19 protein-coding genes are annotated in these 26,795 nt (G+C 73.9%); 11 read left to right on the plus strand and 8 right to left on the minus strand.

Annotated features, from left to right (window positions below):
* Window positions 1-2: 2 nt before the first annotated feature.
* The 3 genes from ACIBEC_RS26655 to ACIBEC_RS26665 all read left to right on the plus strand — a co-directional run bounded on the left by ACIBEC_RS26655 (window position 3) and on the right by ACIBEC_RS26665 (window position 4,772).
* Window positions 3-1,265, plus strand: coding sequence for a hypothetical protein (locus ACIBEC_RS26655; protein WP_360498114.1), 1,263 nt, complete (start codon window positions 3-5; stop codon window positions 1,263-1,265).
* A gap of 168 nt (window positions 1,266-1,433) precedes the next feature.
* Window positions 1,434-3,134: a phenylacetic acid degradation protein PaaN gene (gene paaN / locus ACIBEC_RS26660; RefSeq protein ID WP_360498116.1), complete on the plus strand. Its 1,701-nt coding sequence runs from the start codon at window positions 1,434-1,436 to the stop codon at window positions 3,132-3,134.
* Between the two features lie 147 nt (window positions 3,135-3,281).
* The gene (locus ACIBEC_RS26665) at window positions 3,282-4,772 is read left to right on the plus strand and encodes an FAD-dependent monooxygenase (protein ID WP_360498118.1); all 1,491 of its coding nucleotides are present in this window, start codon (window positions 3,282-3,284) and stop codon (window positions 4,770-4,772) included.
* Between the two features lie 116 nt (window positions 4,773-4,888).
* Here the strand turns inward: ACIBEC_RS26665 and ACIBEC_RS26670 are convergent, their stop codons facing one another.
* A complete protein-coding gene (locus ACIBEC_RS26670) occupies window positions 4,889-5,455 on the minus strand; it encodes a CGNR zinc finger domain-containing protein (protein ID WP_360498120.1) in 567 nt (188 codons plus the stop codon).
* A gap of 256 nt (window positions 5,456-5,711) precedes the next feature.
* Between ACIBEC_RS26670 and ACIBEC_RS26675 the strand changes: the two genes are divergently transcribed.
* The 5 genes from ACIBEC_RS26675 to ACIBEC_RS26695 all read left to right on the plus strand — a co-directional run bounded on the left by ACIBEC_RS26675 (window position 5,712) and on the right by ACIBEC_RS26695 (window position 12,181).
* Window positions 5,712-7,871: a protease pro-enzyme activation domain-containing protein gene (locus tag ACIBEC_RS26675; RefSeq protein ID WP_360498122.1), complete on the plus strand. Its 2,160-nt coding sequence runs from the start codon at window positions 5,712-5,714 to the stop codon at window positions 7,869-7,871.
* A gap of 338 nt (window positions 7,872-8,209) precedes the next feature.
* A complete protein-coding gene (locus ACIBEC_RS26680) occupies window positions 8,210-9,262 on the plus strand; it encodes an XRE family transcriptional regulator (RefSeq protein ID WP_360498124.1) in 1,053 nt (350 codons plus the stop codon).
* Between the two features lie 209 nt (window positions 9,263-9,471).
* On the plus strand, window positions 9,472-9,942 hold the full coding sequence (locus ACIBEC_RS26685; protein ID WP_360498126.1) for a VOC family protein: 471 nt from the start codon (window positions 9,472-9,474) through the stop codon (window positions 9,940-9,942).
* A gap of 48 nt (window positions 9,943-9,990) precedes the next feature.
* Window positions 9,991-10,902 carry a pyridoxamine 5'-phosphate oxidase family protein gene (locus ACIBEC_RS26690; protein ID WP_360498128.1) on the plus strand — a complete coding sequence of 304 codons (912 nt, stop codon included), beginning with the start codon at window positions 9,991-9,993 and terminating at the stop codon, window positions 10,900-10,902.
* A gap of 223 nt (window positions 10,903-11,125) precedes the next feature.
* Window positions 11,126-12,181 (plus strand): peptidoglycan-binding protein, encoded by a 1,056-nt coding sequence (locus tag ACIBEC_RS26695; RefSeq protein ID WP_360498130.1) that lies wholly within the window; start codon window positions 11,126-11,128, stop codon window positions 12,179-12,181.
* 76 nt (window positions 12,182-12,257) lie between these two features.
* Here ACIBEC_RS26695 and ACIBEC_RS26700 read toward each other — a convergent pair whose 3' ends face one another.
* The 5 genes from ACIBEC_RS26700 to ACIBEC_RS26720 all read right to left on the minus strand — a co-directional run bounded on the left by ACIBEC_RS26700 (window position 12,258) and on the right by ACIBEC_RS26720 (window position 18,526).
* Window positions 12,258-13,010 (minus strand): RNA methyltransferase, encoded by a 753-nt coding sequence (locus ACIBEC_RS26700; protein WP_360498131.1) that lies wholly within the window; start codon window positions 13,008-13,010, stop codon window positions 12,258-12,260.
* A 35-nt stretch (window positions 13,011-13,045) separates the two neighbouring features.
* Window positions 13,046-15,160 carry an FUSC family protein gene (locus tag ACIBEC_RS26705; RefSeq protein WP_360498133.1) on the minus strand — a complete coding sequence of 705 codons (2,115 nt, stop codon included), beginning with the start codon at window positions 15,158-15,160 and terminating at the stop codon, window positions 13,046-13,048.
* Between the two features lie 9 nt (window positions 15,161-15,169).
* Window positions 15,170-16,477: an HTTM domain-containing protein gene (locus tag ACIBEC_RS26710; RefSeq protein ID WP_360498135.1), complete on the minus strand. Its 1,308-nt coding sequence runs from the start codon at window positions 16,475-16,477 to the stop codon at window positions 15,170-15,172.
* The gene (locus ACIBEC_RS26715) at window positions 16,474-17,136 is read right to left on the minus strand and encodes a DUF5819 family protein (RefSeq protein ID WP_360498137.1); all 663 of its coding nucleotides are present in this window, start codon (window positions 17,134-17,136) and stop codon (window positions 16,474-16,476) included. The genes ACIBEC_RS26710 and ACIBEC_RS26715 overlap by 4 nt, the downstream gene beginning before the upstream one ends.
* Window positions 17,137-17,263: 127 nt before the next feature.
* Window positions 17,264-18,526, minus strand: coding sequence for a rhodanese-like domain-containing protein (locus ACIBEC_RS26720; RefSeq protein ID WP_360498139.1), 1,263 nt, complete (start codon window positions 18,524-18,526; stop codon window positions 17,264-17,266).
* Between the two features lie 278 nt (window positions 18,527-18,804).
* On the opposite strand from ACIBEC_RS26720, the gene ACIBEC_RS26725 reads away from it, so the two are divergent.
* The gene (locus ACIBEC_RS26725) at window positions 18,805-21,582 is read left to right on the plus strand and encodes a SpoIIE family protein phosphatase (protein WP_360498141.1); all 2,778 of its coding nucleotides are present in this window, start codon (window positions 18,805-18,807) and stop codon (window positions 21,580-21,582) included.
* 257 nt (window positions 21,583-21,839) lie between these two features.
* Here ACIBEC_RS26725 and ACIBEC_RS26730 read toward each other — a convergent pair whose 3' ends face one another.
* Both ACIBEC_RS26730 and ACIBEC_RS26735 read right to left on the minus strand, forming a co-directional pair.
* Window positions 21,840-22,553, minus strand: coding sequence for a hypothetical protein (locus ACIBEC_RS26730; RefSeq protein WP_360498143.1), 714 nt, complete (start codon window positions 22,551-22,553; stop codon window positions 21,840-21,842).
* Window positions 22,554-22,809: 256 nt separating this feature from the next.
* Window positions 22,810-24,579 (minus strand): phosphatidylglycerol lysyltransferase domain-containing protein, encoded by a 1,770-nt coding sequence (locus tag ACIBEC_RS26735; RefSeq protein ID WP_360498181.1) that lies wholly within the window; start codon window positions 24,577-24,579, stop codon window positions 22,810-22,812.
* A 403-nt stretch (window positions 24,580-24,982) separates the two neighbouring features.
* On the opposite strand from ACIBEC_RS26735, the gene ACIBEC_RS26740 reads away from it, so the two are divergent.
* Together ACIBEC_RS26740 and ACIBEC_RS26745 are read left to right on the plus strand one after the other, a co-directional pair.
* Window positions 24,983-25,633 carry a response regulator transcription factor gene (locus tag ACIBEC_RS26740; RefSeq protein WP_360498183.1) on the plus strand — a complete coding sequence of 217 codons (651 nt, stop codon included), beginning with the start codon at window positions 24,983-24,985 and terminating at the stop codon, window positions 25,631-25,633.
* Window positions 25,630-26,775 carry a histidine kinase gene (locus tag ACIBEC_RS26745; protein ID WP_360498145.1) on the plus strand — a complete coding sequence of 382 codons (1,146 nt, stop codon included), beginning with the start codon at window positions 25,630-25,632 and terminating at the stop codon, window positions 26,773-26,775. Before ACIBEC_RS26740 ends, ACIBEC_RS26745 begins: the two co-directional genes overlap by 4 nt.
* Window positions 26,776-26,795: the final 20 nt, after the last annotated feature.

Genomic DNA, 26,795 nt, shown 5'->3' on the forward strand with positions numbered 1-26,795 from the left:
TGATGAACGTAATACCGGCAGTCGCCTCCGACGTGCCCGAGCAGCGCAGCGGGGAGCCGGAGGACCCGCGCACCTGGCAGGAGCGCGGCCGCGCCCTGGTGATCCGCTTCGGCCCGGCCGTGTGGTGCTACGCGGTGCTGAAGCTGATCGGCTTCACCGTGTTCATGAAGCTGCTCTCCTTCGCCGGTGACTACGCCAAGAAGCCCGCCCGGTTCGGCGGCGGCGCCAACCCGTGGGACGTGCTGGCCAGCTGGGACGGCTGGTGGTACCAGCAGGTGGCCCAGTTCGGCTACCACCCGGCGCTGGTCGCGATCCCGGGGCCCGAGGGCTTCAACGTCGAGCAGAACTCGGCCGCCTTCTTCCCGCTCTACCCGGGCCTGATGCGGCTGACCTCGGACGTCACCGGCCTCGGCCTGTACGGCGCCGGGATGCTGGTGTCGGTGGTGGCGTCGCTGTTCGCCGCCGCCGGGATCTACGCCGTGGTGGAGAAGCTGTCCGGGGACGTCCGGGCGGGCGTGATCGCGGCCGGGATCTGGGCGATCGCCCCGGGCTCGGGGGCCGAGTGGGCGGTGTACTCGGACTCCACGTTCGTCGCGCTGGCCGCCTGGGCCTGCTACTTCGTGATGACCAAGCAGTGGGTCACGGCCGGGGTGGTCACCCTGGTCGCGGGGCTGAACCGGCCGACCGCGGCGGCGCTGATCGGCGCGGTGGGCCTGGCCGCGCTGGTCGAGCTGTACCGGCGGGAGAGCGGTGTGCTGCGTCCGCTGACCGCGATGCTGCTGGCCCCGCTCGGCCTGCTCGGCTACGTCGGCTGGGTGGGCTGGCGGATGGGCGAGTGGGGCGGGTACTTCCGGCTGCAGCACGACGCCTGGCTGCACTACTTCGACGGGGGCCAGGGCACCTGGCACGCGATCCGCGGCGTGCTGCTGGGCCGCGGCGACTACCCGTTCGCGTTCCCGGTGCCGGATCTACTGGCGACCCTGATCGTGCTCAGCCTGCCGGTGCTGATCGTGTTGATGATCCGGCTGCGCCCGCCGCTGGTGGTGACCGCCTACACGCTGGCCACGATCGTCTCGGTGCTGGGCAGCCTCGGCATCTTCGGCAACACCTCGCGCTACCTGCTGCCCGCGTTCCCGCTGTTCGTCGCGCTGGCGATCGGGATGCGCAAGCTGAGCTGGCCGGTGCTGGCCGCCGTGCTGGGCACCGGCGCGATGGCTTCGGGCTGGTACGGGGGGTACGTGCTGTTCGAGCTGGGTGTGCCGTAAACCGGCCCCGACCGACAGGCCGGTTCGTCCGGGCCCACGGAGGGCGCGTCCGCCACGGACGCGCCCTCCGTCCGTTCCGGCGGATTCCCACCGCTGCACCCTCTTGAGCCGACCGATCGTTCGGTTACTCTGTGACGTGTCCCGTCCTCCCCTCTGAGGAGCGCACAGATGTCCGCAGCGGTCACCCACCCCCTCGTCAGCGAGCTGGTCGAGCGCCACCAGGCCACCCTGGACGCCGCGCTCACCGCCGCCGCCAAGCGCGACTACTGGTCGCCCTACCCCGAGTTCCCGAAGGCGTACGGCGAGAGCGGCCCGGCGGACGGCAAGGCCGCCTTCGACGCCCTGCTCGGCAAGCCCTTCGCCCTCGAGGGCCACCCCACCGACGGCGACCAGGTCGGCGGCGAGGCCTCCCCGTACGGCGTCGAGCTGGGCATCACCTACCCGCACGCCGACCCGGACGGGCTGATCGCCGCGCTCTCCGCGGCCCGCCCCGGCTGGGCCGCCGCCTCCCCGCTCGAGCGCGCCGCCGTCTGCCTGGAGATCCTGCACCGGATCAACGCCCGCTCCCACGAGTTCGCCCAGGCCGTCATGCACACCACCGGCCAGGCCTACGGCATGGCCTTCCAGGCCGGGGGCCCGCACGCCCAGGACCGCGGTCTGGAGGCCGTCACCTACGCGTACGCCGAGCAGACCCGGCTGCCCCGGCAGGCCGGCTGGACCAAGCCCCAGGGCAAGCGCGAGCCGCTGGTGATGACCAAGGAGTTCACCGTCGTCCCGCGCGGCCTCGCGCTGCTGATCGGCTGCAACACCTTCCCCACCTGGAACGGCTACCCCGGCCTGTTCGCCTCGCTGGCCACCGGCAACCCGGTGCTGGTCAAGCCGCACCCGCGGGCCGTGCTGCCGCTCGCGCTGACCGTCCGGACCGCCCGCGAGGTGCTCGCCGAGGCCGGCTTCGACCCCAACCTGGTCTGCCTGGCCGCCGAGCACGAGGGCGGCACCGTCGCCGCGACCCTCGCGGTCCGCCCCGAGATCAAGATGATCGACTACACCGGCTCGACCACCTTCGGCGACTGGCTGGAGGAGAACGCCAAGCAGGCCCAGGTGTACACCGAGAAGGCCGGCGTCAACGCGGTCATCATCGACTCCACCGACGACTACAAGGGCATGCTGGGCAACCTGGCCTTCGCGCTCTCGCTCTACAGCGGCCAGATGTGCACCACCCCGCAGAACGTCCTGATCCCGCGCGGCGGTATCGGCACCGACCAGGGCGACAAGACCTACGACGAGGTGGTCGCCGACCTGGCCGGCGCGATCGAGGGCCTGCTCTCCGACGACGCCCGCGCCGCCGCCATCCTCGGCGCCGTGGTCAACCCGGGCGTGCTGCAGCGCTCGGCCGCCGCGGCCGGCGGCGAGTACGGCGAGCTCGCCCTCGCCCCGCGCGCGGTGACCTCGCCGGAGTTCCCCGGCGCGACCGTCCGCACCCCCGCCCTGGTCAAGCTGAACGCCGACAAGCCGGACGACCGCTCGGTCTTCCGCAGCGAGTGCTTCGGCCCGGTCTCCTTCGCCGTCGCCGTCGAGTCCACCGCCGCCGGCATCGAACTGCTGCGCACCACCGTCCGCGAGAAGGGCGCCATGACGGCCTCCGGCTACACCACCTCCCCCGAGGTGGAGGCGCTGCTGGTCGAGGCCGCGCTGGACTCCGGCGTCTCGCTCTCCCTCAACCTGACCGGCGGCGTCTACCCCAACCAGACCGCCGCCTTCTCCGACCTGCACGGCACCGGCGCCAACCCGGCCGCCAACTCCGCCTACTGCGACGGCGCGTTCGTCGCCAACCGGTTCCGCACGGTGGAGATCCGCCGGCACAGCTGAGCGTTCGCACCGGCACCCTCCGGGCCCCGGCGGTCACCCACCGCCGGGGCCCGGCGGTTCACAGCTCCCGCCGGGCCAGCGATGATGGAGGCTGGGAGAACGCCGGGAACGGCGTCCAACCGCCCTCCGAACAACGGGAGCTGATACATGGCCGTGAAGCCGACGACCGAAACCGACGTCCTGATCGTCGGTGCCGGACCCACCGGGCTGCTGCTCGCCGGCGACCTCGCCGCCGCCGGCGTCGGCGTCACCGTGCTGGAGAAGCGGGCCGCCGAGTCCAACCTCACCCGGGCCTTCGCCGTGCACGCCCGCAGCCTGGAGCTGCTGGACGCCCGGGGCCTCGCCGAGGACCTCATCGCCACCGGCCGTCCGCTCGGCTCGCTGAAGATGTTCGACCGCTTCACCGTCGACCTCGGCTCGCTGCAGACCCGCTTCCCGTTCGTCCTGATCACCCCGCAGTACAACGTCGAACGGCTGCTCCTGGAGCGCGCGGAGAAGGCCGGCGCCACCCTGCTGCGCGGCGCCGAGGTCACCGGGCTGCGCCAGGACGCCGACGGCGTGACCCTGGAGACCGCCGACGGCCGGACCCACCGCGCCGCGTACGCGGTCGGCACCGACGGCGTCCACTCCGGCGTCCGCGACCTGCTCGGCATCCCGTTCCCCGGCGAATCGGTGGTCGACTCCGTGGTGCTGGCCGACGTCCGGCTGGACCGCGAACCCGCCGAGGCGATCACCGTCGGCGCCAACGAGACCGGATTCGCCTTCCTCGCCCCGTTCGGCGACGGCTGGTTCCGGATGATCGCCTGGGACCGCAACGAGCGCTTCCCGGACGGCACCGCCCCCACGTCCGAGCAGCTCACCGCCCTCGCCCGGGCCATCCTCGGCGAGGACTACGGCCTGCACGACGTGCGCTGGAGCTCGACCTTCCACAGCGACGAGCGCCAGGCCCCCAACTACCGCTCCGGCCGGGTCTTCCTGGCCGGCGACGCCGCCCACTGCCACTCCCCGGCCGGCGGCCAGGGCATGAACACCGGCCTCCAGGACGCCGCCAACCTCTCCTGGAAGCTCGCCGCCGCCCTGCGCGGGCAGGCCACCGACGCCCTGCTGGACACCTACCAGACCGAGCGGCACCCGGTCGGCAAGACGGTCCTGCGCACCTCCGGCGCGCTGATCCGGCTCGCCCTCGCCGAGTCCGCCCCCACCCGCGCCCTGCGCGGGGCGCTCACCGCGCTGGGCGGCCACCTCGACCTGGTCACCGAGCGCGGCGCCCGGCTGGTCTCCGGCATCGGCATCTCCTACCCCGCGCCCAAGGATGCCCACCCGCAGGTCGGCAAGCGCGTCCCGGACCTGCGGCTGACCGCCCTCAGCCAGCCCGTCGAGGGCGGCCCGGCCGCGCCCGAGCGGCTCTACGAGGCGCTGCGCGCCGGAAGGTTCGTCCTGGTCAGCAACGACGAGCTGGCCGCCGCCGAGCCCTGGGCCGACCGCATGGTCTCCGCCGCCCCCGCCGACCCGCACGGCAAGCTGCGCGACACCGTCCTGCTGATCCGCCCGGACGGCTACGTCGCCTGGGGCGCCGTCGACCCCGGCCAGGGCGAACTGCGCGCCGCCCTCACCACCTGGCTCGGCACCCCGGCCTGACCCCCGGTCCGGGCGGGCGCGCACCTTCCTCCGCGCGCCCGCCCGGACCACGCCGTTCGAACGCCGGGGCCCCGCCGCCCGAACCCCGCCGCCCCGACCATTCGTTCGGTCGTCCGTTAACCCCGGGCCTTCACATAGTGCCGCGCCGCCTTCGCGCGATTCCCGCACACCGCCATCCGGCACCACCGCCGACGCCCGTTCTGCGAGGCGTCGAAGAAATGCAGAATGCACGCCTCGTGCGCGCACTGCTTCACCCGCGGCGCCCCCTGCCCGAGCACCGCGAGGAAGTCGTCCGCGGCCAGCCAGGGCGCCAGCCACTCCGGCCGGTCGGCCTCGACCCGGTCCTCGGCCCCGCCCGGTCCGGCCGTCCGCCGGATCCGCCCGTGCGCCAGCACCGCGTCCAGCCCGTCCCGCGCCCCGGTGCTCAACTCGCCTTGCTCACGGGCGTCCTGGGCTGCCACCAGGATCGCCTCGCGAGCCTGCCGGATCGCCGCCAGGCCCGCGTCGTCGGCCTCGCAGCGGTCGCCCAGTCCGGCGGAGGAGAGCCAGATCCCGTACCCTTCGACCCCGGCGAGCAGGTCGTTGACGGGTGTCCCGGCCCAGCGCGTGTTGAGCAGGTCGAGCGCGAGCGGCTCGCCGATCAGCGGTCGCGGGTCCCTCGGGTCTGCCATCACGTCAGTCATCGTTCTCCCTCGGCTCCACCCGATTCTACGTCCGTGCCGCGCACCGGGAATTGGTATGGACCGTCCCGTGAATTCCGGTCATTCACTGTATGGACTCCCGGAGTTTCCCGCCCTCCACACTTGACTGTTTTTTAGCAACGAATTGCTTGATCATGAACCACTTCGCACACCGGTTCTGTCATGTTCGAGCCAGCGTTCTCGACCCCGGAACGCCTGGCCCCTTGCCGGCCCCCACAGCCGGCCAGAGGAGGATCCGTTGCGCCCCCGTTCCCTTGCTCTCGCCGCCGCGATAGCCGTGCTTCCGCTGACCGCCGTCTCGCTCGGCGTCTCCGCCGCGCAGGCCGCCACCCCCAACGCCGCCCCGCGCGTCGCCCTGCCGAACACCGTCAACCCGGCGGTGGCCCACTCGGACAAGAAGGGCGACGTCCCGGCCGAGCAGCAGATCTCGGTGGCCGTCAGCCTGAAGCTGCGCAACGCCGACGCCCTGGACCGCTTCCTCACCGCGGTTGCCACCCCGGGAACCCCGGAGTTCGGCAAGTACCTGACGCCGGAGCAGTTCACCGCCCGGTTCGGCCCGACCCAGGCCGACGTCGCCCAGGTCAAGACCTACCTGGCCGCCCAGGGCCTGACCGTCTCCGACGTGAGCGCCAACCGCCAGGTCGTCAACGCCCACGGCACCGCCGCGCAGGTCTCGCAGGCCTTCGGCACGCACGAGAGCTCCTACGTCGACCCGCAGCTGCAGCGCGCCTTCTTCGCCAACGACGCCGCCGCCTCGATCCCGGCCGACCTGGCCGGCGTGGTGCAGGGCGTCAGCGGCCTGGACAACCACGCGGTGCGCAAGAACCGCCTGGCCACGCCGAACGCGATCGCCCCGAACGCCGCCACCGCCACCCCGAACGGCATGGCCCCGGCGCAGTACACCGGCGCGTACAACCTGAACAAGACCGGCGCCGACGGCACCGGCACGACCGTCGCCCTCTGGGAGTTCGACGGCTACAGCAAGACCAACCTGACCACCTACGACTCGCAGTACGGCCTGACCGGCCCGGCCGTCTCCACGGTCTCGGTCGACGGCGCCAACTACGACTCGAAGCCCGGCCAGGGCCAGGGCGAGGTCGAGCTGGACAGCGAGATCGTCCGCGGCGCGGCGCCCAAGGCCACCCAGCTGGTCTACGAGGCCCCGAACAGCGACCAGGGCGAGATCGACATGGCCAACAAGATCGTGGCCGACAACCGCGCCTCGGTCATCTCGATCTCCTGGGGCTCCTGCGAGCCGGACACCACCGCCGCCTCGATGACGGCCGTCGACAACGCCTTCAAGCAGGCCGCCGCCCAGGGCATCTCGATCTTCTCCGCCTCCGGTGACGACGGCTCGCGCGACTGCACCCGCTCCACCAGCGGCTCGACCGTCAAGGCGGTCGACTTCCCGGCGTCCAGCCCGCACCAGACCGGTGTCGGCGGCACCAACCTCAAGGTGAGCAGCAGCAACACCTACTCCTCGGAGAGCGCCTGGAGCACCGCCGGCGGCGGCGTCTCCACCGTGTTCAGCAAGCCGAGCTGGCAGACCGGCACCGGCGTCAGCGGCACCATGCGCACCGTCCCGGACGTCGCGTCCAACGCCGACCCGCAGAGCGGCTTCGCGATCTACACGGCCGGCGGCTGGCAGGTCTACGGCGGCACCAGCGCGGCCGCGCCGCTCTGGTCGGGCTACGCGGCCCAGTTCAACCAGAAGGCCAAGGCCGCCGGGCAGCCGGCCCTCGGCGAGGCGAGCCCGCGGCTGTACACGGTCGCGAACAGCAGCAGCGCCGGCAGCGTCTTCCACGACGTGTCCACCGGATCCAACCAGGACTTCCCCGCCAAGGCCGGCTACGACCAGGTCACCGGCTGGGGCTCCCCGGTCGCCGACGCGCTGACCACCGCCCTGCTCGGCGGCGGCGGCACCACCACCCCGCCCGGCGGCTGCACCGCCACCCAGCTGGTCGGCAACGGCGGCTTCGAGACCGGCACCGCCGCCCCGTGGACCACCTCCAGCGGCGTGGTCGACAACAGCTCCTCCCAGGCCGCCCACGCGGGCAGCTGGAAGGCCTGGATGGACGGCTACGGCTCGTCCCACACCGACACCGTGTCGCAGACCGTCTCGATCCCGGCCGGCTGCGCCTCCGCGAAGCTGACCTTCTGGCTGCACATCGACACCGCGGAGACCGGCTCCACCGCGTACGACAAGCTGACCGTCCAGGCCAACAGCACCACGCTGGCGACGTACTCCAACGCGAACGCCGCCGCCGGCTACGTGCAGCGCACCCTGGACCTGACCTCCTTCGCCGGCCAGACCGTGACCATCACGTTCACCGGCACCGAGGACTCCTCCCAGCAGACCAGCTTCGTGCTCGACGACGTCGCGCTGAACATCAGCTGATCACCCACCGGTAGCGCTCGGTAACCCCGGGTCGCGCCGAGCACCACATCGATACCCCCGCCGGGGCGGCGCCGAGAGGGCCCGCCCCGGCGGTGTCACGTCCGGCCGGCAGGCCCCGCCCCGGCCCCGGGGCCGGGCCCCGGTAAGCGCCGTGTTTCCGGACTGTTTCAAGATCGATAACCATCCGGTCGACCTGCCGTGACCACTGTCATACGCACGACTGATGACGTAGCCTCTCGACCGTGCATAGGGTTCCCCAAAGCTCGGTGAAGTCGCTGGCGGCGCGCCCCGGCGTCGGTCCGGTCCCACCGAACTCACCTGGTGGGGAGGGTCACCGTATGGCCGCACAGCAACCTCAGGACGCCGCGCGGCTGCGGCTGGTCGGGTCGCACGCAGAGCGCCCCGAGCCGCCCGCACCCGCGCCGACCGCGCCACCGACGCCGGCCACCACGCCGACGCCGGCCGTGCCGCCGACGCCGTCCCCCGGCCGGCTCGCCCCGGTCGGCGGCTTCGCGGACACCCTGCACCTGGCCATCGAGGCCAGCGGCCTCAGCCTGGACCGGATCCGCGCAGCCCTCGCCCAACGCGGCGTCAGAGTCAGCGTCACGACGCTGAGTTACTGGCGACGCGGCCGCAGCCAGCCCGAGCGGGCCAGCTCGCTGCGCGCCGTCCACCTGCTGGAAGAGCTGCTCGGCCTGCCGCACAGCGCGCTCTCCTCGCTGCTCGGCCCGCCCCGCCCGCGCGGCCGCTGGGCCGCCACGGCCAACACCCTGCACCTCGGACTGGAGGACGTCTGGCCGGGCGAGCAGGAGATCTCCTCGATCTTCGCCGAGCTGGACGCCCCGCCGGCCGGCGAGCTGGAGCGCCTGAGCATCCACGACTCGTACTACGTGGACGCCGAGCGGCGCGCCAACCTGCTGCGGATGCGCCAGGTGGTGCGCGCCACCGTCGGCGGCGTCGGCCGCTGCCTGGTCGTGCACAAGGCCGACGAGGAGGCCACCGGCTGCCCGGAGATCACCTCGGTGCGGCACGGCCGGCTGGGCCGGGTCCGCCGCCGCCCGGAGGTCGGGCTGACCGTCGCCGAGCTGATGCTGGACCGCCCGCTCGGCCTCGGCGACAGCACGGTCTTCGAGTACGAGGTGGAGATCCCGCCCGGCGGCCCGACGCTGGAGTACAGCCGCCGCTTCGCCACCCAGGTGCGCGAGTACGTGCTCCAGGTGCACTTCGACCCGGCCGCCGTCCCGGCGCACTGCGAGCGCTACGACCGCGAGCCGGGCGCCGACGTCGACCACCGCCGCGAGCAGCTGTGGATCGGCGCCTCGGCGAGCGCCCACGTCCTGGCCCCGGACCAGCAGCCGGGCCACATCGGCATCCGGTGGGAGTGGGCGTAGCCCGGCCCACTTCCAAGCCCCCCACCTTCCGCCTTCCCGAGCCCCGTCGGACCGTCAGGTCCGGCGGGCTTTTCGCCTTCCCACCCCCACAGGCCTAACCCCTTCAACACCACGTACTGGTTGACGGATCATCACCTAACTTCTACTCTCATGAGTACCGGTTAGGCATGAGCCCCACCGGAAGCCCCAGCCTCCGGGAGTGACCAGGCATGTCCAGCACCACCCTGCTCCGCACCCTGCAGACCGGCCACGTGGGCCTGAACGTCACCGACCTGGCCCGCTCGATCGACTTCTACCGCGCGGTCCTCGGCCTCCAGGTCACCCACGAGGGCACCGACCCCGAGCGCCGCTTCGCCCTGCTCGGCCGTGACGGCCGCCTGGTGGTGACCCTCTGGCAGCAGAGCGCCGGCACCTTCGCCACCGCGAACCCCGGCCTGCACCACCTCTCCTTCGAGGTCGAGAGCCTCGACGAGGTCCGCGCCACCGAACGGCTGCTGCGCGAACTCGGCGCCGAGTTCGCCTACGACGGCGTCGTCCCGCACAACGAGGGCTCGGCCTCCGGCGGCATCTTCTTCACCGACCCGGACGGCATCCGGCTGGAGGTCTACACCCGCACCGGCGTGGACGAGACCGAGGCCGCCGCACCCACCACCGGCGCCCCGACCTGCGGCTTCTTCTAGACCACCACTGTCCGACCGAGTCCGACCAGCCCCCGGGAGGAGCCGACCATGACCACCATCAGCACGCCGTACCACGCCGGCGAGCGGGCCGCCCAGGCCCGGGCGGGCCGGACCGAGCGGGCCGACCACGCCGGCCGGTCGATCCGCAGCACCATCCCGGCGGTCGCCGCCCGCTTCCTGACCGAGCGGCGGATGCTGGTCGTCGGCGCCGCCGACCCGGAGGGCCGGATCTGGGCCACCCAGCTGGCCGGCCCGGCCGGCTTCCTGCGGGCGGCGGACGAGCGGACGATGTCGGTCGCCGCCCGTCCGGCCGAGGCCGACCCGCTGGCCGAGGCCCTGGACCGCCCGGCCCGGGTCGGCACCATCGCCCTGGACCCGGCCGGGCGGCGCCGGATGCGGCTCAACGGCGGCTCCGTCCCGGACGGCCGGGGCGGGCTGCTGGTCGGCGCCGACGAGGTGGTCTCCAACTGCCCGAAGTACATCCAGCGCCGCACCCCGCTGGACCGCCCGGCCGCCGGCCCGCCCCGGACGGTCGCCGCGGGCCCGCGGCTGACCACCGCACAGCGCCTCCTCGCGGCCACCTCGGACACCTTCTTCATCGCCACCACCGGGCCGGACGGCAGCGTCGACGCCTCCCACCGCGGCGGCTTCCCCGGCTTCCTGGAGGCGGTGGCCCCGGACCGGCTGCGCTGGCCGGAGTACCCCGGCAACAGCATGTTCATGACCCTCGGCAACCTGGAGCTGGACCCGCGGGCCGGCCTGCTGCTGCCCGACTGGGAGACCGGCGGGGCACTGCTGGTCACCGGTGAGGCCCGCACCGACTGGTCGCAGGAGGCCCGGCAGGCCGCCCCGGGCGCCGAGCGGATGGTCGAGCTGGCCGTCACCGGCGTGGTCGAACTCGCCGACGCCACCCCGCTGATCTGGACCGACCCCGAGTACTCGCCCGCCATCCCGCGCTGATCCCGCCTCAGGTTCCCACCGGCACTACCGGCTGCCGCCCCTCCGCGCCACGCCCGGGAGCCGAACGGCTGTCACCCGCGCAGCTCAATCCGCCGCGCCGCACTCCGTCTGTTTTGGGACTTTGGTCCCGATAACACGCGGAGCCGGCCCGGGAAGGCCAGTCCTGTCACGCCATCAGTCCGTCAGGCCGTGACCGGGAAGGACCGCGGGAAAGAGGCGGAGCATGACCGTTACCGACCCCCTGTCCCCGCTCATCGAGTTCGACGAGGTCGAACCGGAGGAGGACTGCATATGCGGGGGCTGCCGTGCCCGCCGCCGCGCCCGGCTGCACGCGGCGCCGGTCCACGAGGGCGGACACGCCGCGGCCCGCAGCATCCGCCGCCGGGCCGCCGTGCTGATGGCCGCCGTCGGCACCGCGATCGGCGGCGGAACGGCCGCCGCCGGCTCGGCCGCCGCGGCCCCCGCCCCCAGCCCCACCCCGGGCGGCAGCAGCACCGCCCAGCCCCCGCAGACCCCCCAGGGCGAGGTCACCGGCCCCTACGGCCAGGCCGCCGACACCGACGACCGCGCCTACGCCACCCCCGGCACCGCCCAGCCGCTCACCCGGGCCCAGATCATCCAGCGCGCGCAGAGCTGGGTCGACCAGCGCGTGCCGTACAGCATGAGCCGCTACTGGTCGGACGGCTACCGCCAGGACTGCTCCGGCTTCGTCTCGATGGCCTGGGGCCTCGGCAGCAGCCAGACCACCTGGACCCTGCCGGACGTCGCCGAACGGATCGGCAAGAACGACCTCCGGCCCGGCGACGTCCTGATCTACAACAACCCGGCCAACCCGCAGGCCGGCTCACACGTGACGATATTCGGCGGCTGGACGGACTCCTCCCGCACCAAGTACGTCGCCTACGAGCAGACCTCCCCCGGCACCAGGAAGCGCTCCACCCCGTACGCGTACTGGAACAACTCCGGCTCCTACGTCCCGTACCGCTACACCGGCCCGTCCGGCGGCAGCACCGACGGCGGCAGCAACGACGGCACCTCCGCGACCGCCTTCCCCGGCGCCGACAAGTTCGGCCCCGGCGCCGACAACGCGTACGTCACCGAGCTCGGCCGGCTGCTGGTGCAGCGCGGCGGCGCCCGCTTCTACACCGAGGGCCCCGGCCCGCGCTGGGGCGAGGCCGACCGCAAGGCCACCCAGGCCTTCCAGCTCGCCCAGGGCTGGCGCGGCGCCGAGGCCGACGGCTACCCGGGCCCGGACACCTGGCGCCGGCTCTTCTCCTGACGCCCCGATCGCCCTGATCGTCCTGAGCACCCCTGACCGTCCCGCCGACGCGCGGTGCCCGACCCGGCGCCGCGCCTCAGCGCTTCCCGGACATCCAGTGGAACAGCCCCATCGCGACGCTGGTCGCCAGGTTGAAGCTGGACACCCCCGGCTGCATCGGCACCGCCACCAGCTGGTCGGCGCGCGCCTTGAGCTCCGCCGACACGCCGTGCCGCTCGGTGCCGAAGGCGAGCAGCGCGTCGTCCGGGAACGGCAGGTCCCGGATGTCCGCGCCCTCCGGGTCCAGGACGTACAGCGGCCCGGCGGGCAGCTGCGGCAGGGTCAGCCGCTCGACGGCGGTGGCGAAGTGCAGGCCCGCGCTGCCGCGCAGCACCGTCGGGTGCCACGGGTCCAGGTCACCGGTGGTCACCACCCCGGTGGCGCCGAACCCGGCCGCCAGCCGGATCACCGCCCCGACGTTGCCCAGGTTGCGCGGGTTCTCCAGCAGCACCACCGGCGCCCGGCGCGGCCGCTCGGCCAGGGCCGCCAGGTTGGCCTCGGGGGAGGGCCGCACGGCCAGCGCGATCACCCCGGTCGGGTGCGGCCGGGGCGCGAGCGTCCGCAGCACCGCCTCCGGCAGCTCCACCGCGAGCCCGTCCAGCGCCGGAACCACGTCCCCGGCCAGCTCGGCGGCCAGCGCCAGCAACGCGACCCGGTCGGCGGTCACCACCCGCCGGACGTCACCGCCGAAGCGCAGCGCGTGCTTCAAGGCGTGGAACCCGTCCAGCAGCACCGCCCCCGGCTCCCGCTCGGCCACCCGCCACGCCCGCACCAGCTCGTCGTCACCCATACCGCCCACTCTCCCACCCTCCCGAGAGCCTCCGTCTAACGAGCCTCCGCGCTCCCCCGCAGGGCCCGTTCCAGATCCCGCAGCGCCTGCCCCACCAGCCGTGTCCCCGCCCGCACCACATCCCGTTGCACCCCCGCCGGCGCCTCCGCCAGCCGTTCCTCCAACCGCTCCTGGGCGTCCCGCATCGCCCCGAACTCCACCGGTCGCCCCGTGAGCAGCGCCCCCGCCGCGAGCGCCGTGGCCAGCCGCAGCTCCTCCGCGTAGTCCCCCGTCCCCGCGACCGGTTCGGCGTCCGCCGCCGGCAGGTGGGCCTCCAGCAGCACCGCCGCCCGCCCGAGGTGGCCGACCGCCGCCCGGGCCCGGTCGATCTGGCGCCGGCTCACCCCGGTCAGCCCGGACTCGTGGCGCCCCGGTTCGGCGTCGGCCCGCTGCATCGCCTGGACCAGTTCGGACCGGGCTTCCCGCGAGTCCAGCAGCGCGCTCCGTACGGCCCGTCCGCGCGGCGCGGACGGCTTCTCGTAGCAGGCGATCACCGCCCCCGCGTAGCGCCCGGCCCCGGCCAGCCATTCGGCGAGCCGTTCCCCGAGGCGGGCGGTCTGCCAGGTCGGGAACAGCGCGTACGTGAGGAGTGCGAGGGACCCGCCGAGCAGGGTGAGCCCGACCCGTTCGACGGCGGTCACCAGCGGGTCGCCCGCCTGCAGTCCGAGCAGGAACACCACGTAGGTCGAGATGCCGACCGTGGTCAGCGCGTACCCGGTCCGGAAGGCGAGGTACGCCCCGCCGATGCAGAGCACGGCGAGCGCGGCCAGCACCCATTCGCCGGGGTGGGCGAGCTGCACCACCAGGGTGGAGACGGCGACCCCGACGACCGTCCCGGCGAGCCGGGCGACGCCCCGGCTGTAGGTCTGCGCGAAGTCCGGCCGCATCACCATCGCGGCGGTCATCGGCGCCCAGTACCCGTGGTGGAACCCGGCGAGCCGGGCCAGCAGGTAGGCGACGGTGACCACCCCGGTGAGCCGGACGGCGTGCTGGAAGATCGCCGAGCGGGGCTGCAGCTGGCGGCGGACGGCCCGCAGCGCGACCGGCAGCATCCGGACGATCGACGGCTTGTGCAGCGCCCCGCCGGCCCCGACCACGGGCGTGGTGATGGTGTCCTCGTCGCTGCGGTCGAGGGTGTCCGCGGCCTTGCGCAGCAGCCCGCCGAGCCGTCGGGCGGAGCGCCGGGCGGCGCCCTGCAGCCGAGGTCCGTCGTCGTCGGGCCGGAACAGGGTGAGCGAGGGCGCGGACCGGGGGAGCCGGACCGGGTCGCCGGTGCGGATCGCCCGCGCGAGGGCGTCCATGGCGTCGGCGGAGGCGGCCAGCACCTCCCGGGCCCGGTCGCGTTCCGGTCCTTCTTCGGGGGCGCCGACCTTGGGGTCGGCGAGCGCGGCGAGGGTGGGCCGGATCCGTTCGGCGATGCCGCGCAGGCCGCGCAGTTCGGGCGGCCGGTGGCGGTCCTGCCAGGGGGTGAGGGCGGCCGCGTGCCGGGCGGTCATGAACGGCTCCGGGTCCACGTGCGCGGTGGGGTCCTGCCGCAATCGGCGCGCGTAGTCCGCGAGTTCGGCGTAGGTGTCGGCGAGGGCGTCGCGTTGGGCGGTCCAACTGCCGATCGGCCAGAGGGTGATGACGGCGGCCTGGGCGACTCCGCCGAGGGCGGCGACCAGCCCGTGGCCGAGCGCGGCGGTGGCGCTGACGGGCAGCTGCACGACGATCAGCATCACCGAGACGGTGTTGGTCGCGACCACCCCGGCGGTGGGTCCGATCGCCCAGGCGAGCCCGGCGCCGAAGGCCCACACCGCGAGCAGGACGGGGAACAGGCCGGGGACCCCGGCGGCCAGGTAGCCGAGGAAGGTGCTGATCCCGAGTCCGGCTCCGGCAGCGACGGCGAGGCTGGCCCGGGGGCGGAAGCTGCGCTGGAAGGTGGCCGAGCCGGCGATGAACGCGCCCATCGCGGCCGAGGTGGCGAGGGCGACTCCGCCGAGTGCGAGCGTCGGGAAGAGCACCAGCGCCACGGCGACCGCCCCGCGCACGGCCCGCTTGGGGTCGGTGAGCGCCCGGTCCAGGGTGAGTCCGGTCCGCGCGGTGTCACGAAGCGCAGCGAACCAGGACATACCGACATCCTAGGGTGCGGGCTCCCGCCGGATCCGACGGGTCCGGATCCGGCTCACTCGCGCCGCCGTCCACAGCAGTGCGCCGGTCGGCAGGAACACCGCGTCCGCCGCGATCATCGCGAGCGAGAACACCGGCAGCCCGAGCACCACCGCGATCCCCGCGTGCTCCAGCATCATGACGGCCAGCAGCACGTTCTTGACCCGCCGGTTGAGCAGCGTGAACGGGAAGGCGACCTGCACGATCACGGTGCCGTACGAGATCAGGAAGACCGGCAGCAGCGCCGAGCCGACCAGCGCGGACAGCCCGGGCCAGGGGGCGAAGTAGTCCAGGTGCAGCGGGTAGTAGAGCGCGGTGCCGTCCTGCCAGCGCGTGCCCTGCACCTTGTACCAGCCGGCCGTGGCGTAGATCAGCACCACCTCGACGGCGATCACCAGCATCGCGCAGTTGTGCACCATGGTGGCCAGCGCGTCGAGCAGGGCCCGCGGCTCGCCGTCCGGCCGCAGCCGCCCGAGCGTCCACCAGGTCCCGGCGACCGCCCAGAGTCCCCAGAACAGCGGCGACCATCCGAGGTGGGGGAAGGTCCGGCTGGTCCAGGTCAGGCTCTCGCCGGAGAAATCGCCGAACTGACAGGCCGCCAGGGCCGCCCCGAGGACGGCCCAGAGCGCCACCCCGGACCACCCGGACCACCCGCCGGACCGCCCGGTCCGCGCCCGCCGGGCGTCCAGCGACCAGACCTCGGCGCAGCGGGTGAAGACCAGGTAGACCGCCATCAGGTGGACGACGTTGTCGCCGCCGTCGCCGAGGAAGACGTCGCGGTTCTGCAGCGACAGCACGGTGACCAGGAACAGCACGGTGCTCGCCCTGGTGCGCCAGCCCAGCAGCACGGCGAGGGCCGCCAGCACCGCCAGGTGGTAGACCAGTTCGAACCAGGGCCGGCCGCCGAACCAGGGCAGCACGGTGAACGCACCGTCATCGCCCAGCAACCGCTCGGCCAGCTCCATCGACCAGGGGGAGCGGTCGCCGTACAGCACCCGCCGGTTGGGCCACTCGCGCAGCAGGTAGGCGAGCCAGACCAGTCCGAACCCGATCCGCACGACCGCGGCCTGATGCCGTCCGAGCACCCGTCCGGTGAAGGCCTCGACGGCCCGTCCGAGCAGCTCGGCCGCCCCCGGCCCGCGCGGCGCCGGCGCGTGCGGCTGCCCGGCACCGGCCTGTCGGGGGATACCGTCGGCCGGTACGACTCCGTCCGACGGCGCCTCCCGCTCCGACGGCGCCGCCGCGTCCGGCCGGGGATCCCGCGCCGACACCTCGTTCATCCGAGCAGCCCCCGGTAGTCCTCGTCCGCCACCGGCCACCACGGCAGCTCCCGTACCTTGGGCGCCGGCGGCGCGGCCTCACCGTTCCAGGCCGGCGGCGGGACGGTGGCGGTGGTCACCCGGAACCGGATCTCCAGGATCCGCTCGCCGTCCGCCTCCCGGCCGATCCGCTGCAGCGCGATCCGCTTCAGGTACTGCTCGGCGAGCTTGCCGCGCGCGTTGGTCGGCGCCTCGTCCTGCGGGTTGTGCGAGCTGTCGTAGAAGTCCCAGGCCCGGCGCAGCAGGTTCTGGTCGACGTGGCTGGGCGCCGGGTTGCCCCGTATCGCGGCGATGTCCCGCGCGGTCAGCCCGGTCCAGTCGCGGGTGGTGGTCGTCCCGCCGGCCGCGACGGTCCGTACCTGGGCGTCCAGGCTGACGTTCTGCTGCAGGGGGTTGGGCGCGAAGAGCTTCCAGTTCTGCTCGAACTCCGGGTACACCACGCCGTCGACCGCGTTCCGGTACTGCCGGGACAGCGAGTTGGCGGGCGCGACGTGCAGGAACACCGCGGCGAGGAACAGCCCGGTGCCGCCGATCAGTGCCACCCCGGCGAGGCCGAGGACGAGCTGCGCGGGCCTCGACCAGGCCCGCCCCCGGGCCGGCCGGTCCGTCGTCTCCGTCATGGCCTCCCCAGCCCGGTCGGCGGGCGGCGCCCGGTCCGGTACCGGCGCACTCGCGCGCCCATCCTGCCCTACCGGGCGACCGGCCCAGGAGGACGGGAGGTGAGGCCTCCTCGGAAGCTCCGGCGCCTCAGAGGACGAAGGCGTCCTGGCCGGTGCTGCTCACCATCGGACGGCCGGCGCCCTCCCAGGCGTACATCCCGCCGTCCACGTTCACCGCGTCACGGCCCTGCTGCACCAGGTACTGGACGACCTGCGCGGAGCGGCCGCCGACCCGGCAGAGCACGTACAGCTTCCCGTCGGGCAGCTCGTCGAGCCGGCCGATCACCTGGCCCAGCGGGATGTGCAGTGCGCCGTCCACGTGGCCGGCGTCCCACTCGTCCTGCTCGCGGACGTCCAGCAGGACGGCGTCGGCGGGCACGGCGGCGGCTTCGGCGGTGGGGATCTGCGCGAACATCGTGTGGCTCTCCTGAGGGGGGTACCTCCCGGCCGAAGGCTGGGGGACGGTCGGGTCCGTGCCATTGTCGCCCACCGGCGCCGGGCCGTGGCTCTCCACCGGGCCGTGGTCCTCCGCCGCCGGGCCGTGGCCGCCGAGCAGCCGCTCCAGCTCGGCCTGCCGGTCGGCGGCCTTGGCCAGCAGTTCCTCGGCGAGCTGCTCGAGCAGCCGGTCCGGGTCCTGCGGGGCGAGGGCGAGCAGCTCGCCCATCGGGGTCTGCTCCAGCCGGACCTGCTCGGTGGCGGTCTCGGCGATCTTGGCGGTCAGCCAGTCCAGCCGGCGGCGCAGCCAGTCCGACCGGTCGGCGGAGTCGAGGGCGGGCGCGGCCTCCGGCGCGGTGGACCACTCGGCGGCCAGGCCCTCCAGCGCGGCGGCGTCCCCGAACGCGTAGGCCTCGTTGACCCGGGCCAGGAAGGCGGCCCGGCGCTGCTGCTCGGCCGGGTCGGTGGTGAGGTCGGGGTGGGCGCGGCGGACCAGCTCGCGGTAGATCCGCTGGGCGTCCTTGCCGGGCCGCACCCGGCTCGGCGCGGCGGGCGGCGGCGGGGCCGCCTCCTCCCCCTGGCCGGACTGCTCCCGCTGCTCCTGCACGGAGTCGAACAGCGCGTCCAGGTCCGGCAGTTCCTCGACCTGCTGCCGTGCCTCGGCGGCCCGGCGCCGGTCCTCGGGCAGTCCGGTGCGGGCCGCGATGGCCTCGGCGACCAGCGCGTCCAGCTCGTCCAGCCGGGCGTAGAGCGGGCCGAGCAGCTGGTGGTGGATCAGGGCGAAGTTGTCGATCTCGACCCGCAGCGTCTGGACGTCCACGTCCATGCTGAGCCAGGCGAGCTCGGCGGCGGCGACCCGCTCCTCCAGCTCCTGCTGCTCCGGGTCCGTCCAGCGGGCGGGGCTCTGCGCGCTCACTTCTCGCCTCTGTCTCGTCCGGCCGGCTGCGTCCTGCGGGTCCGCCGCACGGGCGGTCCGGCCTGCCACCCTACCGCCGCGCGCGAAAGCCCCGTCCGGGTGAACCGGAGGTACGGACCGGCGCGCGCCGCACGACACGCAACCGATACTGATGAATCTCCCCGTTTCGGTATCAAGCCCGGCCCGGTCCGTGCTTCGCTGTTATCCGCACAGCGAGCCTTCCTCCGGAGAGACGGCCGCCTCCAGGCGTGGCGGCCAGGCGGGAGCAGAGCGAATCCATGGTGGCCGAGTCCAACTCCACACCGCGTCCGGCGGCCGACGGGACCGAACCGGGCGACCACCCGACGGGCGTGGCCGCCCTGGTCCGGCTCGCCCTCGTGCTGGTCGACCGGTCCGGCCGGATCGCGCAGTGGGGCCGGGCCGCCGAGGAGCTGTTCGGACACCGCGCCGAGGTCGCCCACGACCGCCCCGCCTCCGGACTGCTGCCCGCTGTGGAGTCCCGGGCGCTCGGCCGGTGCTCCGTCCGCCGCGCCTGCGACGCGTTCGACACCCTCGCCGAGCTGACCGCCGCCGGCCGTCCCTGGGCCGGCCGGCTGACCGTCACCGACCGCGAGGAGCACCAGCGCGACGTGCTCTGGTGGGCCTACCCGCTGCCCGGCCCGTCCGGCGGGCTGCTCGCGCTGGCCGCCGACGCCCGCCCGCTGCGCACCACCGGCCCCCGGCTCGCGCTCGGCGAGCGGCTACTGCCGTTCGCCGCCACGCCCGCCGCCCGGGGCGGCTTCCACGGGCTGACCGCAGCGCTCACCCCACCCGGCGACCGGGTGCCCGAGCCGCTGGCCCGGCTGCTGCCCGCCGGCCACCGCACGGCGATGGCGACCGCGATCGGACTCGGTGGACTGCCCGCCCTGCGGCTGGACGCGGTCACCGTGCTGCCGGTGCTGCCCGCCGACGCGCAGACCGGGACGGCGCACGCGGCCGCCGGTCTCGGCCGCCGCTACCCGACGCCGCAGCAGCGCGTCTCCCGGGTCGGCCCGCCGCCGCAGCCCGAGCAGACCGCGCCCGGCCGCCGTTCGCCCGCCCCGCTGCCCGTCCAGCGCGAGGCAGCGCAGCGCGAGGCCACCGAGCTCCCCGTCCCCCAGCCCGTCGCCGCCGTCAGCGGCGCCCCGGCGGGCGGCGGCCCGTCCGTCCCTCCCCCAGCCTCCGGCCGGGAGGTACCCCCACCCACCGGAGGAGGAGCCGCCATCGACCGAGCCGCCGTCGAGTCGTCCGCCAAGGGCCACCCGCCGCTCCGCGCCGACCAGGCCCCGCCCGCCGCCGTGCCCGTCCCGGTCCCCGCCCCCGCGAGCCCCGAGGTCCCGCCGCCCGGCCGGCTCAGCCCCTTCCTCACCAACGGGCAGGCCGGCGAGCAGCTGGCCCTGCTGAACGAGGTCGGCGGCAAGGTCGGCACCACCCTGGACCTCGGCTTCACCGCCCACGAGCTGTGCCACGTGCTGGTCCCCCGGGTCGCCGACTTCGCCTGCGTGGACCTGGTCGACGGGCTGATCTCGGACTCCGAGCTGCCGGTCGGCCGCCCGGACGACGCCACCATGCTGCGCCGGGTCGCCCTGGTCTACAACGAGACCGGCGGCGCCTGGGACCACGTGCTCACCGAGGGCTCGCTGGTCAGCATGCCCCGCCGCACCCCGCCCGGGATGGCCCTGCAGCTGAACCAGCCGGTGCTGGTCCCGGTGATCAGCGCGGACGTCGCGGTCGACTACGCGATCGCGCTCGGCGGCGCCCGGCTGGCCCCGGTGGTCTCCGGCCGTTCGATGCTGGTCGTCCCGCTCTCCGCCCGGGGCACCGTGCTGGGCATCCTCAAGCTGCTCCGGCTGCCCGACCGCGCCCCCTTCGACGAGAGCGACGCCGCGACCCTCAAGGAACTGGCCGTCCGCGCCGCACTGTCGCTGGACAACGCCCGGCTGCACCGCGCCGAGGCGAGGGTCGCCACCACCCTGCAGCGCTCGATGATCCCGACCCGCCCGCCTCAGATCCCCGGCGTGCAGATCGCCCACCGCTACCTGCCGGGCGACCCCAAGGCCGAGGTCGGCGGGGACTGGTTCGACGCGATCCAGCTGCCCGGCAGCCGGGTCGCCCTGGTGGTCGGCGACGTGATGGGCCACGGCATCCACTCGGCCGCCGCGATGGGCCGCTTCCGCACCGCCATGCAGACCCTCGCCGCCCTGGACCTGCCGCCCGGCCAGCTGCTGCGCCACCTGGACAACCTGGCCCACAAGCTCGGCGACGACCACCTCGCGACCTGCCTGTACGCGGTCTACGACCCGATCAACCGGACCTGCGAGCTGGCCAGCGCCGGCCACGTCCCGCCCGTCCTGGTGCACCCGGACGGCACCGGCGAACTGTTGGAGATCCCGGCGGGCGCGCCGATCGGCGTCGGCGGGGTGCCGTTCGTCGCCAAGACCATCGACGTCTCGGACGGCTCGATGCTGGTGCTGTGCACCGACGGCCTGGTCGAGGTCCGGGGCGGGGACATAGGGGCGGGCCTCGCCGCGCTCTGCGGCAACCTGATCGACCCGCAGCAGAGCCCCGAGCAGGCCTGCGACGAGGTGCTGCGCCGACTGCACACCGACGACCGCAAGGACGACGTCGCCCTGCTGGTGGCCCGCTTCGACGGGGTCGCCCCGTCCGAGGTCGCCACCTGGGACCTCACGGTGGACCACCGTGAGGTGCGCCGGGCCCGGTCACTGGTCCGCGAGCAGCTGGCCGCCTGGCACTTGGAGGCCCTCAGCGACACCACCGAGCTGCTGGTCAGCGAGCTGGTGACGAACGCCGTCCGGGTCGCCCGGGACCGGGTCCAGCTCCAGCTGATCCGGGTGGACAAGCTGCTGGTCGAGGTCAGCGACGACAACCACAACCTGCCCTCGCTGGAGCCGGCCGAACAGCTCGGCGAGACCGGCCGCGGCCTCACCCTGGTCACCAAGCTCGCCGAACGCTGGGGCACCGCCCGCAAGGCGGTGGGCAAGGTGGTCTGGTTCGAACTGGCCCTCCCACACGCCTGACGGCCTCCCCACCCTTGAGGCGAGCGGGCGAGTCCCCGTCCCCAGACACCCTTGAGGCGAGCGGGCGAGTCCCCGCCCCGAACCGAAGGGGCGCGCCGGTGCCGAAAGGGAGAAGCGAGGAGGCCCGAGGAACGAGGGCCTTGGAGCGCCGACCGTCGGCACCGGGTCAGAGCGCCCCGGAGGCGAGCGGGCGAGTAACTGGGCGCCCCGGAGGCGAGCGGGCGAGTAACTGGGCGCCCCGGAGGCGAGCGGGCGAATCAGGGAATAACGGCCCCGGCCGACCGGCGCCGCCGGGCTTCCACGGCGACCTCCCGCGAGGCGGCCGCGGCCACCGAGGTGGCGGCGCCGACCCCGGCCAGTACCCGAGGCCAGAAGTCCCCGAAGACCTCGACCGCGACGGCGATCAGCAGCGCGGTGATCACCGCGACCACGTGCTCCAGGCCCGCCAGGTTCGGCAGTATGACCGCCTCGCCGACCATCACGGCCACCACCAGGCCGGCCGTGAACCAGGCCCGGCACCGGAAGGCGATGCAGATCGCCAGCGCCACCACCGCGGCCGACGGCCCGGTGTCCCGCACGTAGGCGACCCACTTCGGGAAGCCGAACAGGTGGCCCGGCCCGACCGCCACGCCGACCCGGGCGAACAACGTGCCCGCCAGGGTGCAGGCGTAGGCGACCACCAGGGTCATCCGCCGGCCGAGCACGATCTCGGCGATCGCGAAGACCACGAACACCTGGGCCAGCGCCCCCCAGACCGGCAGGTCCAGCGCCGGAACGTACAGCGACAGCGGGGTCCGCAGCAGCGAGACCTCCAGCGGCAACGCCGCCCGCACCACCCCGATGTGGCTGACGAAGTGCTCACCGCCCGGCAGGTGCTGGACGATGCTGAACAGCAGGATCAGAAACGTCGCCAGCGTGGCCAGCGGAACAGCGGCGAACTTCTTTCGCGCCACCGTGTTCCGAACCGTCACGAACAACGTTCCCCACTCGGCGACAGCGGCCGTTCTGGCTAGCGCCAGCGGCCCCTTTCGCACGCCCCCCGCGTGGGTCCTGTGAATCACAACCGTTTCTCCGAATCCCCGAACCTTCTACTACTCCAACATTAGAAGCCTGTTAACAATGGGCACATCGGCAGGGATGGGGATAAGGGTCATCCTCAGGGGGGAGAGCGATCCCCCCTCCGGACCCCCATCCGGCTACCGGCCCCCTCCGCCCCCCGACGGAGGGCTACCCCTTCCCGTCCCGGGCCGCCACCGGGACTCGGGGCGCCACCACGGGTGCCCCGGCGTGCCGGCGTCGGAACAGGGCGGGCAGGCTCGGCGCGACGATGAAACCCTCGGCGCGCGCGCTCGCGATGCCGATCCGCGGAATCTCGCTGCTCTTCTCGAACAGCAGGTAACGCGGCTCCCAGATCGGCCGGTACTTGGCATTCGCCCGGTACAGCGACTCGATCTGCCACCAGCGCGAGAAGAAACCCAGGGTGGAGCGCCACAGCCGCAACACCGGTCCGGCGCCCAGGCGCGAACCGCGCTCGAAAACGGACCGGAACATCGCGAAGTTCAACGACACCCGCTTCAGCCCGACCTCCTCGGCGCGCTGCAGCAGCTCGATCACCATGAACTCCATCAGGCCGTTCTCGGTGTCGCGGGCCCGGCGCATCAGGTCCAGCGAGAGCCCGTCCGGGCCCCACGGGACGAAGCTCAGCAGCGCCTTCAGCTCGCCCTCGCCGTCACTGCACTCCAGCATCACGCAGCGGCCGTCGCCGGGGTCGCCGAGCCGGCCGAGCGCCATCGAGAAGCCGCGCTCGGTCGCCCCGTCGCGCCACTCGTCGGCCTTGGCCACCAGCTCGGCCATCTCGGTCTCCGAGATGTCCTCGTGGCGGCGGATCCGCACCGTGTACCCGGCCCGCTTGACCCGGTTGTACGCCTGCCGGACCACCCGCATCGCGCGGCCGTCCAGCGAGAACTCGTCCAGCTCGACGATCGCCTCGTCGCCCAGCTCCAGCGCGTCCAGCCCGTGCCGGGCGTAGATCACTCCGGCCTCCTCGGAGGCGCCCATCACGGCCGGCGCCCAGGCGTGCTCGCGGGCTTCGGACAGCCAGGCGTCGATCGCGCCCGGCCAGGCCTCCGGGTCGCCGATCGGGTCGCCCGAGGCGAGCGAGACGCCGCCGATCACCCGGTAGGTGACCGCCGCCTTGCCGCTGGGGGAGAAGATCACCGCCTTGTCCCGGCGCAGCGCGAAGTAGCCGAGCGAGTCCCGCTCGCCCTGCTTCTCCAGGAGTCCGCGCAGCTTCGCCTCGTCCTCCGGGTTGAGCAGCTCGGTGCCCCGCGGGCTGCGGAAGGCCACGTACAGCACCAGCAGGAAGAGCGCCCCGCCCATCGCGTTGATCGCGGCGTTCACCCAGGTCGGCGCGGCGATGACCGAGCGCAGGTGCTCGGACGGGGTGATGGTGATCATCCGGCCGACCGAGTACCGGAAGAGGTCCCAGAAGCCCGCGCCGGTCAGCTCGTTGGTCAGCCAGACCAGCAGCGCGCCGACCCCGCCGCCGAACACCAGCCCGCCGACGAAGGTGGCCGCCGCGGTCTTCGGGTTGGAGCTGTCGCCCTTGGACGTGAACTCCTTGCGCCCGATCAGCAGCGCCAGCACGAACAGGCAGGTCAGGATGGTGGAGAAGTAGTTGAGCGGGTGCTCGTGGAACCGCTCGTCCGGCAGCACCATGAGCGCCAGGTAGAGCAGTGCGAACAGGCCGCCGAGCGCCGCGTTGAAGATCCACGCGGCCCGCTTGCGCCGCCGCATCGCGACGGCGAGGAAGATCGACAGCACCGCGCTGGCCAGGCCCGAGGTCATCAGGTACGGGGTGAAGTACTCACCCTCGTTGTGCTCGCTGACCTGGTTGCGGAAGGGCACCAGCAGCACTGTCGCGACGTTCAGCAGGGCGATCAGCCGCAGGTACCAGACCGAGGCCACGGCGGCCCGCGGGCGCCAGCGGTCGAGCACGCCGACGGGCCGGGGCCCGGGTGACGTGGCGGACGGCTCCGACTTCACAGTGGACGACACAGCTCAATTCCAAACGATCAGATGGTGGGGCGCATCCGCGTACGGCCCGGCGGCGGGCGCCCGCACGGGCCCGACGGACTGACCGGCGACACCCGTCCGACCGTCCGCCCAGGTGAGGGAGTGGGCCGGAAAGGCTCAGCCAACTCCATGGTTCCCCACCAAGCCTGAGAATTACGTGAACCGGGTAGCGGATTCCCACCCCCGCCGAACGGCGGGGGTCACCACCCCCCGGGCGTTCGGCGCCCCGCCCCGGCTACCCCTACCCTCGGAAACGACCCACGCGGACCGCCCCCACCCGGCCGCCCGAACCGAGGAGGCACCAATCACCACCACCCGCGTGCTGATCGTCGACGACGAGATCCTGGTCCGCTCCGGCCTCGGTCTGATCGTCGGTTCCGCCCCCGACCTGGAGGTGGTCGGCGACTGCTCCGGCGGCCAGGCCGAGGAGCACGTCCAGCGCCTGCGCCCGCACGTGGTGCTGCTCGACATCCGGATGCCCGACCTGGACGGCATCTCGGTGCTGCGCCGGCTGCGCGCCCTGCCCGACCCGCCCGCTGTGGCGATGCTCACCACCTTCGACACCGACGAGTACATCGGCACCGCGCTGCGGGCCGGCGCCGTGGGCTTCCTGCTCAAGGACACCGCCCCCGAGCAGCTGGTGCACGCCGTCCGGGTGCTCGCGGCCGGCGGCAACATCCTCTCCCCCACCGTCACCCGCACCGTGATCGGAGGCTACGTGGACGGCGGCGGCCCGGACGCCGAGGCCACCTCACTGGCCCGCACCCTCACCAGCCGGGAGCTCGACGTGCTCGCGCTGCTCGGCGAGGGCCTGTCCAACGCCGAGATCGCCGACCGCCTCTTCCTCGGCACCGGCACCGTCAAGGACCACATCAGCGCGATCCTCGGCAAACTCGGCGCCGCCAACCGGGTGCAGGCCGCGGTCCTCGCCCACCGGGCCGGCCTGGTCCGGCCCAAGCCCGGCGACGGAGCATGACGACCGCCGACCAGCTGCCGTCCGGACGGCTGCCGGCCTGGTGCACCGCCCCCTGGCTGATGCTGCTGCTGCCCGTCCTGTACTCCCTGCTGGACGCCGCCCTGGTCGCCCGGGACGCCACCTGGTGGCAGGTGACCCTCTCCACGCTGGCCGCCGTCGCGCTGTTCTGGCGCCGCCGCTTCCCGGTCGTGGTGCTGCTGCTCACCATGCCCGGCAGCTGGGTGGACGAGATCTGGCTGGCCCCGATCACCGCCGTCTACACGGTGGCCGCCGAACGTCCCCGCCCGCGGTTCGTGATCCCCTGCGGTGTCCTCTTCACCCTGGTCGAGTTCTTCCACTGGCCGCTGCCCGACAACATCTTCAACCTGAGCCGGGCCACCGCCCTCGACGCCATCCAGGCCGTGATGCTGGCCGCCGGCCCGACCGCCACCGGCCTGCTCTCCCGCACCCGGCGGGAGCTGGCCGCCCGCCTGGACGAGCTGACCCGCGGCCAGGAGCGGGAGAGCCGGCTGCTGGCCGAGCGGGTGCTGATCACCGAGCGCGGCCGGCTCGCCCGGGAGATGCACGACGTGGTTTCGCACCAGGTCAGCCTGATCAGCATCCAGGCCGGCGCGCTCCAGGTCAGCTCCACCGACCCGGCCGCCGTGACCACCGCCCGCACCATCCGCGAACTGTCCGTTCGGACCCTGGACGAGCTGCGCCAGATGGTCGGGGTGCTGCGCGGCACGAGCGGCCGGCTGCCGGACGCCCCGCTCGCCCCGCAGCCCCGGCTGGCCGACCTGCCCCGGCTGATCGAGGAGAGCGGCCTGGCCGCCGTCGCCGAGCTGAACCCCGGCGGCTCGTGGCCGGAGGCGGTGCAGCGGGCCGCCTACCGCACCGTGCAGGAGGCGCTGACCAACATCACCAAGTACGCCCCGGAGGCGCGGGTGCACGTGAAGGTCCGGGCGAAGGGCAGCCTGCTGCGGGTCGAGGTGCGCAACGACGCCCCGCCGGTCCACCCGGCCGAGCCCCTCCCGGGCGGCGGCCACGGCCTGGTCGGTCTGCGCGAGCGCGCCCAGCTGCTGGGCGGTACCCTCACCGCCGGCCCCACCCGGGACGGCGGTTTCGAGGTCCGCGCCGAGCTGCCCGCCACCCGTTCCTGAGCCACCGTGCCCCGCTCCGA

The sequence above is a fragment of the Kitasatospora sp. NPDC051164 genome (assembly GCF_044455625.1).
In the GTDB taxonomy this organism is placed as follows: domain Bacteria; phylum Actinomycetota; class Actinomycetes; order Streptomycetales; family Streptomycetaceae; genus Kitasatospora.

What these genes read in the sequence shown, in the direction of transcription:
- ACIBEC_RS26685 (WP_360498126.1), top strand. Translation starts at nt 9,472, where the DNA reads ATGTCCAGCACCACCCTGCTCCGCACCCTGCAGACCGGCCACGTGGGC.
- ACIBEC_RS26655 (WP_360498114.1), top strand. Translation starts at nt 3, where the DNA reads ATGAACGTAATACCGGCAGTCGCCTCCGACGTGCCCGAGCAGCGCAGC.
- paaN (WP_360498116.1), top strand. Translation starts at nt 1,434, where the DNA reads ATGTCCGCAGCGGTCACCCACCCCCTCGTCAGCGAGCTGGTCGAGCGC.
- ACIBEC_RS26670 (WP_360498120.1), bottom strand. Translation starts at nt 5,455, where the DNA reads ATGACTGACGTGATGGCAGACCCGAGGGACCCGCGACCGCTGATCGGC.
- ACIBEC_RS26705 (WP_360498133.1), bottom strand. Translation starts at nt 15,160, where the DNA reads ATGTCCTGGTTCGCTGCGCTTCGTGACACCGCGCGGACCGGACTCACC.
- ACIBEC_RS26710 (WP_360498135.1), bottom strand. Translation starts at nt 16,477, where the DNA reads ATGAACGAGGTGTCGGCGCGGGATCCCCGGCCGGACGCGGCGGCGCCG.
- ACIBEC_RS26715 (WP_360498137.1), bottom strand. Translation starts at nt 17,136, where the DNA reads ATGACGGAGACGACGGACCGGCCGGCCCGGGGGCGGGCCTGGTCGAGG.
- ACIBEC_RS26680 (WP_360498124.1), top strand. Translation starts at nt 8,210, where the DNA reads ATGGCCGCACAGCAACCTCAGGACGCCGCGCGGCTGCGGCTGGTCGGG.
- ACIBEC_RS26690 (WP_360498128.1), top strand. Translation starts at nt 9,991, where the DNA reads ATGACCACCATCAGCACGCCGTACCACGCCGGCGAGCGGGCCGCCCAG.
- ACIBEC_RS26695 (WP_360498130.1), top strand. Translation starts at nt 11,126, where the DNA reads ATGACCGTTACCGACCCCCTGTCCCCGCTCATCGAGTTCGACGAGGTC.
- ACIBEC_RS26665 (WP_360498118.1), top strand. Translation starts at nt 3,282, where the DNA reads ATGGCCGTGAAGCCGACGACCGAAACCGACGTCCTGATCGTCGGTGCC.
- ACIBEC_RS26745 (WP_360498145.1), top strand. Translation starts at nt 25,630, where the DNA reads ATGACGACCGCCGACCAGCTGCCGTCCGGACGGCTGCCGGCCTGGTGC.
- ACIBEC_RS26725 (WP_360498141.1), top strand. Translation starts at nt 18,805, where the DNA reads ATGGTGGCCGAGTCCAACTCCACACCGCGTCCGGCGGCCGACGGGACC.
- ACIBEC_RS26700 (WP_360498131.1), bottom strand. Translation starts at nt 13,010, where the DNA reads ATGGGTGACGACGAGCTGGTGCGGGCGTGGCGGGTGGCCGAGCGGGAG.